Origin of the sequence: Lentzea sp. NEAU-D7, from assembly GCF_026242055.1 — a bacterium.
Taxonomy (GTDB): domain Bacteria; phylum Actinomycetota; class Actinomycetes; order Mycobacteriales; family Pseudonocardiaceae; genus Lentzea.
This window is the reverse complement of record NZ_JAPJDL010000032.1, coordinates 52977-61742: the sequence shown is the minus strand read 5'-3', so window position 1 is coordinate 61742 and position 8766 is coordinate 52977. Positions and strand designations below refer to the sequence as shown.

The 8766-nt window shown below is 70.2% G+C and carries 7 protein-coding genes; all 7 read left to right on the top strand.

Features of this window, described 5'->3' with window-relative positions:
- Window positions 1-341: 341 nt before the first annotated feature.
- Window positions 342-2081, top strand: a complete 1740-nt coding sequence (locus ORI60_RS40980) for an aminotransferase class V-fold PLP-dependent enzyme (protein WP_266043398.1) — start codon at window positions 342-344, stop codon at window positions 2079-2081.
- A gap of 1499 nt (window positions 2082-3580) precedes the next feature.
- The gene (locus tag ORI60_RS40975; RefSeq protein WP_266043397.1) at window positions 3581-3760 is read left to right on the top strand and encodes a hypothetical protein; all 180 of its coding nucleotides are present in this window, start codon (window positions 3581-3583) and stop codon (window positions 3758-3760) included.
- The gene (locus ORI60_RS40970) at window positions 3757-4524 is read left to right on the top strand and encodes an L-tyrosine 3-hydroxylase (RefSeq protein ID WP_266043396.1); all 768 of its coding nucleotides are present in this window, start codon (window positions 3757-3759) and stop codon (window positions 4522-4524) included. The genes ORI60_RS40975 and ORI60_RS40970 overlap by 4 nt, the downstream gene beginning before the upstream one ends.
- Entirely contained in the window at window positions 4521-5207 is a 687-nt protein-coding gene (locus ORI60_RS40965) for an O-methyltransferase (RefSeq protein WP_266043395.1), read from the top strand. Before ORI60_RS40970 ends, ORI60_RS40965 begins: the two co-directional genes overlap by 4 nt.
- Window positions 5204-5356 (top strand): hypothetical protein, encoded by a 153-nt coding sequence (locus ORI60_RS40960; protein WP_266043394.1) that lies wholly within the window; start codon window positions 5204-5206, stop codon window positions 5354-5356. The genes ORI60_RS40965 and ORI60_RS40960 overlap by 4 nt, the downstream gene beginning before the upstream one ends.
- Window positions 5353-7614, top strand: a complete 2262-nt coding sequence (locus ORI60_RS40955; RefSeq protein WP_266043393.1) for an SDR family NAD(P)-dependent oxidoreductase — start codon at window positions 5353-5355, stop codon at window positions 7612-7614. Before ORI60_RS40960 ends, ORI60_RS40955 begins: the two co-directional genes overlap by 4 nt.
- On the top strand, window positions 7611-8645 hold the full coding sequence (locus tag ORI60_RS40950; RefSeq protein ID WP_266043392.1) for an alcohol dehydrogenase catalytic domain-containing protein: 1035 nt from the start codon (window positions 7611-7613) through the stop codon (window positions 8643-8645). The genes ORI60_RS40955 and ORI60_RS40950 overlap by 4 nt, the downstream gene beginning before the upstream one ends.
- Window positions 8646-8766: the final 121 nt, after the last annotated feature.

Sequence of the window (8766 nt, the reverse complement as noted above, 5' to 3'; positions counted from 1 at the left end):
GGTGAACCCAGTGGGAGCTGGTCTCTGGAGCTGCCAGCCTGAGCAGTCCCGGGGAGTCCGGCCCCAGGCCGTCAGTTCGGCCTTGTCGGTGAGGTCCGACGGACTGCAGTCGAGTTGAGCGATGACCGTTCTCTTGAGCATCGCGAGCGTAAGCGTCACGTTCGGGGACGCTAGTGGTGGAAAAACGTCCCAAAATGGTGTCGAAAGTGAAAGGAAACGGGAGACCCTCGCGCGTCGAATATTGTGGCCGAGCCACCTCGCAGGCGTCCTGATTGGTTCTCGCTGGAAACTTTGGTTATGGATTTATTGCCCGCCGCGACAAACTCGTGCAGGTGTCTCTGATGAGAATTATCCGCCGCCGAATCGGATTCCGCAACGGTAAGATGGCCAGCGGCAATCGTGGTGAGCCGGACGAGTTGCTGCTCGGAATCATCCGGCGTGGAATCATCGGCGACAACAAGGTGCTCGACACCCCTTATGGGGCAAGGAGAATAGTTTACGCCGACTACACCGCATCGGGCCGGGCACTCGACTTCATCGAGGATTTTATTCGTGCGGAGGTGCTGCCCTACTACGCCAACACGCACACCGAGAGCTCGAGCACCAGTCGGTACACCACGATGTTGCGGGAACAGGCGAGGCTGCTCATTCGCCAGTCCGTCGGAGGAACGGAGGACGACCTGGTGATGTTCTGCGGTTCCGGTGCGACCGCAGCGGTCACCAAGCTCGTGGGAATGCTGGAAATCCGGCTCCCGGCCGGTTTGGACGAGAAGTATTCGCTCGCGGACCGGATCCCTCAGGGGGAACGTCCGGTCGTCTTCGTCGGACCCTACGAGCACCACTCCAACGAGCTGCCCTGGCGCGAGGCCGTCGCGGACGTCGTAGTCATCGGCGAGGACGAGTGGGGCCGCGTCGACGTCGCCGAACTGCGCCGGCAGCTGATCCGCCACTCCCACCGCCCGTTGCGGATCGGCAGCTTCTCCGCCGCGTCGAACGTGACAGGTGTGCTGACCGACACCGACGGCATTTCCGCGCTGCTGCATGAACACGGTGCACTGTCCTTTTGGGACTATGCTGCGGCTGGGCCGCACGTGCCTGTTCGGATGCGTGAGAGCGCACCGGGACGGGGCGACCACAAGGACGCCGTTTTCCTGTCACCGCACAAGTTCGTCGGTGGCCCGCAAACGCCCGGTGTGCTGGTGGTGCGTCGCGACCTCGTCACCAACAGAGTTCCCACCGTGCCGGGCGGCGGCACGGTGGCGTTCGTCCACCCGGGAGGTCACCGCTACCTCGACGACCCTGTGGCGAGGGAGGAGGGCGGCACGCCGGCGGTCGTCGAGTCGGTCCGCGCCGGTCTGGTGTTCGCGCTCAAGGATGCCGTGGGCGCCGGGGTGATCCATGCCCGCGAACAACGGCTGTGGCGGCACGCCGTCGCCGAGTGGGAGCGGGAACCCGGCATCGAGATTCTCGGCAGCCGTACCGCGGACCGGTTGTCGATCGTGTCCTTCCGCGTCCGGTCCGGGCAGCGGTTCCTGCACCACAACTTCGTGGTCGCCGTGCTCAACGACCTGTTCGGCATCCAGTCCCGTGGCGGGTGCTCCTGCGCCGGTCCCTACGGGCACCGGCTGCTCCACATCGATGACAGGCGATCCCAGGGCTACGACCGCAACTCAGCGGCCGGGTATCACGGGGTGAAGCCCGGCTGGGTGCGCCTCAACTTCAACTACTTCATCACCGACGCCGTCCGTGATTACCTCGTCGAGGCCGTGCGGCTGGTCGCCCGGCACGGCCACCGCCTGCTGACCGATTACGTCTTCGACCCGAGAACCGGGCTGTGGCGGCACCGCGGCACAGCTCTCGTTCCCCGTGAGCTGCCCGATCTGCGCTCCGTGGTGGCCACGCACGCGACCGTGCCGCCGATTCGCGCCGATGACACGATCCTCACGAAGTACCTGGAAGAGGCTCGGCGGCTGCTCGCTGCTCGCGCTGACGTGGTCGACGACGGGATCACCGGCCTGCCGGAGGACTTCGAGGAGCTTCGCTGGTTCGTCCTGCCCCGACTCTGCCTCATCGCCGAGTGAACAGTGCGAGATCGGCGGGCTTCGCTCACTGCGGCTGCGGCAGGTCGCTGGGGCGTCGCACGAGGAGGGAGAACGAAGGAGATCTCCAGGGCAGTCGCGCTACCGGCGCTCCCGTGGCTTAACTCGAAATCCATGTGCGTACCGAGATCTGTGCGGGTCGATGTCGATCTCCCGCGGCTGGGCCGGGGATCCGACGGCGTCAGCGTGGTCGTGTTGACCGGCGCCCGGTGCGGCTCGATCAACCTGTCACGGTTGAACGGAGGCTGCGGTCGCAGCGGCCAACGAGCTCGACGCGGCTGCCCTGGCCGGCGCCGATCCGGCGCTGACCGTTGGCCTGCTCTTGCGCAAGTCGAAGCAGGCCGGCAGCGCCATCGCCCCCGGGGTTGGTTCGCAGGTGCCCGGTCGCGCCCATGGAGGTCGGACCTGGCTGTCCCGCTTCGTGGTGCGCAGGCTTCTGAAGGCCGCCCTTGAACAACTTCCCCCCAGCGAGATCGCCGTGCTCACTCCGGGACTCCAATTCCGCCCGCACCCGCAGCAGCGGAGATTTGAGCAGGGCGAGCACGGACGGCGTGGCCCGGCTGGGAATCGCAGGCCGGACGACGGGCGGTCCTGCCGTGAACACTCCGTTGAGCACGGCGAGACCGCAACCACACGGGACTCACCACCGCAGCAGCATCAGCTCCGTGGAGGAGCCAGGCCCCGTCGAGTGACTTCTGAACGGCGTCGATCAACTTCGGTCCGCCAGGTGGCAGAGCCAGCGGGCGATGTCGTCGAGACCGCGGCGTCCCGGACCGCGACCTGCGGAGCCACGACAACACTGCGGATGTCCGCAGGTGCACCGAAGCGCACTGTCCCTATGGTCACCCGGAGAACCAGCCGAGTGGAGCAGGGCCGACGAGATGATCGAGGACCTGGCACTGCCCGAGAGGCCACGACTTCGCTGAAGAGACCACTGTGGACCTTTCGCGGACAACCGTGCCCGTCAGCCTGATTCAGCTTCGTGGCGAACCCGTCTCCGGAGGTGCGTGGATGAGATCACCACTCCCGGCGGTTGGCCGCGTCAGTCGCTTGTGGACAGTCAGGTCGCGCCAGGTGTTCCCCGGCCGTGGCGTGGACGCCGCTCGTCGTGCTGTGAGCCGATCGGACGCAGGTCGCCGTCATCGTTCCGACAGGAGGAATGCTCCGTTGTACGACGGCTTCACCGCTGCATACTTGCGGCGAAAATTGCTACGCGGACAGCGTGAAACTGTTTCCAGGAAGGGAAAGCGCGCCGGGAAACAGTGGCGGACCCTGTTGGGCAGGCGCGTGCGGACGCGGGCCAGTCGGTGCGTCGGTTCGCCCAGGGACCGCGATGTTCGGGACGGACGGCTGTCCGTCGGCTCACGGCCGGCAGTCCAGCTCTCCGGTGAACAGCGCGACCACTTCGGGCGGACCGCTGACCTGGCCGGCGGGGTTGACGACCTTCGACCCCACCTCAGCCCGAGCAGGGAGAGGACACGATGAGCACGGCGGATTCCGCGACCACCTCCCCAGACTTTCCGGCTTCCTCGGAGATGCCCTGTCCGGAGGCCGCCCGGCCGGTGCGGGTGTCGTCGTCCGACACCGTGATCGTGGCCGACGAACCCGTCCACCCGGCTGCCGGTGCGCCGGGCGGGCACGCCGCGGAGGTGGTGTCGTGACCGCTTCGCCGCTGCCCAGGCTCACCGTTCCGTTGCCGCACAAGCCGCTCGCCCCGTGTGCCGGGCATGCGGTCGTTCCTGTCCAAGCCGTCGGCCCGCCGCCGCTCGGCCCCGAAGCCGAGGTGGCCTGGTATCGCTGGCTGCTGGGCCACCACGGCGCCTTCTGCGCGTGGCGGCTGCTTTCGGCCGCGCTCGGCCGCGGTGACCTCGCCGAGGCTGCGGCTCTGCACGACACCTACTCGGCACTGCTGCTCTACTCGGGCAGCTGCCGCCCCGAGGTTTACGCCTCGGTCATCCGGCCCCGGATGGCGGCGCGGCACTCGGCGATGAGCGGGACGTGGGCGCGCGACCACCGCCACGCCGCCGCTCTGCTCGCGGGAGCGCGGCCCGCCTCAGGGTCGGCGCTGAAGGAGGCGGTGAAGTTCAACCGCCTCGTGCACATGACGGTGGCGGCCCGGCTCGTTCCGTCCGGCGGGTCGCTCCTGCGTGACGCCGGGTGGGACGTCCACCGCACACCCACCGAGGACGAACAGGCGCTGCTCGACGACTTCTTCCTCGTCGACCGGGTGCCGGTCTGCGCGCACGTCTTCACCGCGTCGCTGCAGGCCCGGGTGGCGGCGCTGCTGGCGGACCTCGCGGCGCGGCCCGTGCGCGCGACCTACGAGCGCGACGCAGTGAACCACTTCCAGACCGACCTGCCGGTGCACATCGGCCGCCTCGTCCTGATCGCCGAGGAGGCTCTCGCGGACGGAGTCAACGCATGACCGCAACAGCGGAGCAGCCCGAGAAGGCAGTGCTCCTCACTCCGCAGGTGCTCGAGTACGTCCGGGGACAGCTCCCGCCGTTCACCGACGTCCAGCGCGACCTGATCGAGGCCACATTCGCACTCGGCCAGGTGGCCGAGATGCAGGTTCCTCCGGAACAGGGGGCGCTGCTCACGTTGCTGGCCCGCCTGGCCGGCGCCCGCGTCGCGGTTGAGGTGGGAACGTTCACCGGGTACTCGACGCTCGCGCTGGCCGAGGGCGTGGGCGCAGGCGGCCGGGTGATCACCTGTGACGTGACCGACCGCTGGGCCGGGATCGCCACCGCCGCCTGGATCCGGGCAGGGGTCGCCGAGCGAGTGGAACCGCTGCTCGGGCCCGCCGCCGAGACCCTGCGCGGCCTTCCCCAGGAAGAGTTCGTCGACCTGGCCTTCCTCGACGCGGACAAGGTCGGCTACCTCGCCTACTGGGAGGAGCTCGTGCCCCGGCTGCGCCCCAACGGCCTGATCGTGGCTGACAACGTGCTCTACGCCGGCGAGGCGGCGTCACCCGACGCGGTGGGCAACGCCCGCGCCATCCGCGAGTTCAACGAACACGTGCGCAACGACGACCGCGTCGAGTCGGTGCTGCTGACCGTCGCGGACGGGCTCACCCTGGCCCGCAAGAAGGGCCTGGGGGAGCGATGAGCGCCGCGCAGCTGGTCGCACCGCGGGAGGTCGTCGGAGCCGGTGCCCGCGGCACCGCGGTCACCACCCCGACCGACGGCCACCCGCCGGCCCCCGCGACCCGGTTCGCGGCCGGGCGGGAAGCCGTCGAAGTGCTGGTGCGTCCATGACGGCGGCCTGGGAGGTACCCGCGGACGCGCACCTCGGGGTTTACGTCCTGCGGCCGGACGCGGCGGACGACGACCGCGTCGCGATCGTGGACCGCTCGCGGGGCGGGCGCCGGGAATGGACGTACGGACGGCTGCGCGCGGCCGTCGCCGGGCTCGCGGCCTGGTTGCGCCGGTCGGGGGTCGGCGAGGACGACACCGTGCTGGTGCTGGTCGAGAACAGCGCCGAGTTCGTGGTCGCCTACCACGGGATCCTCGCGGCCGGTGCGGTTGTGCTCGCGCTCGACCCGCGGGACACCGCCGAGCACTGGCGCTCCGCGATCGACGACGCCGGGGCGAAGGCGCTCATCGCGGAGACGTCCCTCGGACCGCCGAAGGTCTCGCTGCCGACCGCGTGCGTCGGTTCCCGCACGCCTGGCGGAACGCCGTGGGACGAGGCGGTCGCCACACCACCGCTGCCGCTGTCCGCGCGCGGGGGTGACCGGACGGCGGTGCTCATGAGCTCCAGCGGCACGCAGGGCACACCGAAGCTCGTGCCGGTGTCGCACCGCAACCTGACCTCCAACCTCGGGCAGATCGCCCACCTGCACCGCGTGCGCGGCGACGACGTCGTCCTGTCGGTGCCGCCGCTGCGGCACGTCTACGGGATGCAGATGGCGATGAACCCGGCGCTGCGGGCGGGCGCCACCCTGGTCATCGGCGCGACCCCGTTCTCGGCCGCCGACTTCACCCGCGACGTCACCGAGGACGGCGTGTCGCTGGCGTACCTGGTGCCGAGCGTGGTGACCGAGCTCGGCGCGGCTGGGAAACCCCTGACATCGCTGCGACTGGTCGTCTCGGGCGGTGCGCCGCTGCCCTCGGTGGACGCCGACCGCTGCGCCGCGGTCCTCGGCGTCCCCGTGGTGCAGGGGTTCGGGATGATCGAGGCGGGGTGCGTGAGCTTCAGTCCGGACGGGGTCGAGGTTCCGCAGGGCTCCACCGGTGTGCTCGTTCCGGGTACCGAGGTGCGGTTCACCGGTGGCGAGGAGGCGGAGTCGGGGGAGTTGTGGCTGCGCGGACCGCAGATCGCCCTCGCGTCCGCGGACGCGGAGGGCTGGCTGCGCACCGGCGACCTCGCGAGACGCGACGAGAACGGCTTCCTGCGGATCACCGGCCGGGTGAAGTCTCTGATCAAGTACAAGGGCCACCAGGTGTCGCCGACTGCACTGGAGGAGGTGGTCACCAGCCACCCCGCGGTGACCGAGGCCTGCGTTGCGGGGGTGCCCGACCGGGTCACCGGGGAGATCCCGAAGGCGTACGTCGTGTTGCACGAGCCGGTCCCCCTCGCGGAGATCACGGCCTACGTCGCGGACCGCGTCGCGCCGCACCAACGGGTGCGGGCGATCGAGCGCGTACGGGTGATCCCGCGCTCCTCGACCGGGAAGCGGACTCGGCCCCCGGCTCTGCGGGTGCTGCTCACGGGCGGCGGACGCGGGCTGGGACGGATGTTCGCGCAGGCGCTGGCCGCCGCCGGGATGTCCGTCGCCGTGGCGGGCCGCTGCCGGGACAGTCTGGTGGAGACCGTCGACGAGATCCGCCGGGCCGGGGGATCCGCGACCTGGGTGCACCTCGACGTGACGGACGGAGATTCGGTGACCCGCGGGGTCGACGAGGTCGTGGCCGAGTTCGGCGGCCTCGACGTGCTGGTGAACAACGCGGGCGTGCCCGGTCCGATTGGTCCTTTGTGGACTGTGAATGAGGCGGAGTGGCGGCAGGCGTTCGAAGTCTCGCTCTTCGGATCGGTGCGGATGACACGGGCCGTGCTGCCCGCGCTCACCGGCCGCGTGGTGAACGTGGTGAGCCGTGCGGGCGCGGTCGGCTGGCCGCACGTCAGCGCCTACGCCGCCGGCAAGGCCGCGTTGATCTCGGTGACGGCGAGCCTCGCCGGAGAGCTGGCCGAGTCGGCGCGGGTGGCGGTGGCGTTCCACCCGGGCCTGGTCGACGCCGGGATGACCCGGTCGCACCTGGAGCGGGGCCGGACCGGGAACCGCTGGGAGGACGACGTGCTCGCGTGGACGGTGAAAGCCCGGCAGTCCGGGCGGTTCACGTCGGCCGAGGACTCGGCCGACGCGCTGGTCGCCATCGTCACGGGGGCGGCGGACCACCTGTCGGGCCGGTACGTCCGGACGGAGGACGTGCTGTCGCGACTCCGGCCTGTGCCGTCCGACGCACCGGCAAGCCCGGACTTCATCGATTCGAGCTGGCGAAAGGTGTCCTCATGAAGGCCGCGGTGTTGCACGGCAAGCACGAGCTGACCGTGGAGAACGTCCCCGACGCGGTGATCCGGGAACCCGGTGACGCGGTCGTCCGCGTGGTCGCCGCCGGGATCTGCGGCACGGACCTGCACGGCTATCACGGGCTTCCCGGCCCGGTGACCGGGCCTCGCTGTGGGCACGAGTTCGTCGGTGTGGTCGAAGACATCGGCAGTGAGGTCTCCACGCTCCGCCGCGGGACGATGGTCGTCGCGCCGTTCAACTTCGCCGACGGGACCTGCCCCCCGTGCCGGACCGGTCTGCACAGCGCCTGCGCCGCGGGCGGCATGTTCGGTGTGGACGGTGACGGCGCCCAGGCCGAAGCGGTCCGCGTCCCCTTCGCCGACGCCACCCTGGTGGCGGTGCCGGTGGACCGGAACGACGAACGGCTGCCTTCGCTCCTCGCCCTCACCGACAGCATGGCGACGGGCCTGCACGCCGTCCGGACGGGCCGGGTCGCGCCTGGATCGACGGTCGCCGTCCTCGGTGACGGCCCGGTCGGGATGTGCGCCGTGCTCGCGGCAGGGGAAGCGGGAGCCGGCCGGATCATCCTCGTGGGCAGGCACGAGACGCGGTTGGGCAAGGGCCGCGACTTCGGTGCCACCGACACCCTGCAGGCCCGTGGTCCCGAGAGCGGTGCCGAGTCCGTCGACTTCGTCCGCACGATCACGCAAGGACTCGGCGCCGATGTGGTGGTGGAGTGCGGAGGCGGCCCGCCGGCGCAGAACACGGCTTTCGCGCTGTGCCGGACCGGCGGCACCGTCTGCGTGATGGGCGGCCCGCCGATCGGCGACGTGACCCCGGTCTTCTTCCGCGGCATCACCCTCACCGGCGGGCTCACGCCGGCTCGCGTCTACCTCCCCGAACTCGTCGATCGCGTGCTGGCGGGCACGCTCGACCCCGGTCCGATCTTCGACGAGGTCGTGGCCCTGGACGACATCGTGTCCGGCTACGAGGCGATGGCCGCGCGCACGGCCACCAAGGTGCTCGTGCGGCCGTAGGGCGACTTCCACCGAACCACACCTCAGCACGTCGAGAGCTGCCTTCGACCCAGCACGGTCAAGTTCTTCGACAACCGCAGAAAGCAGGAGCCAGATGCCACGAAGGACGTACCGATCCCGG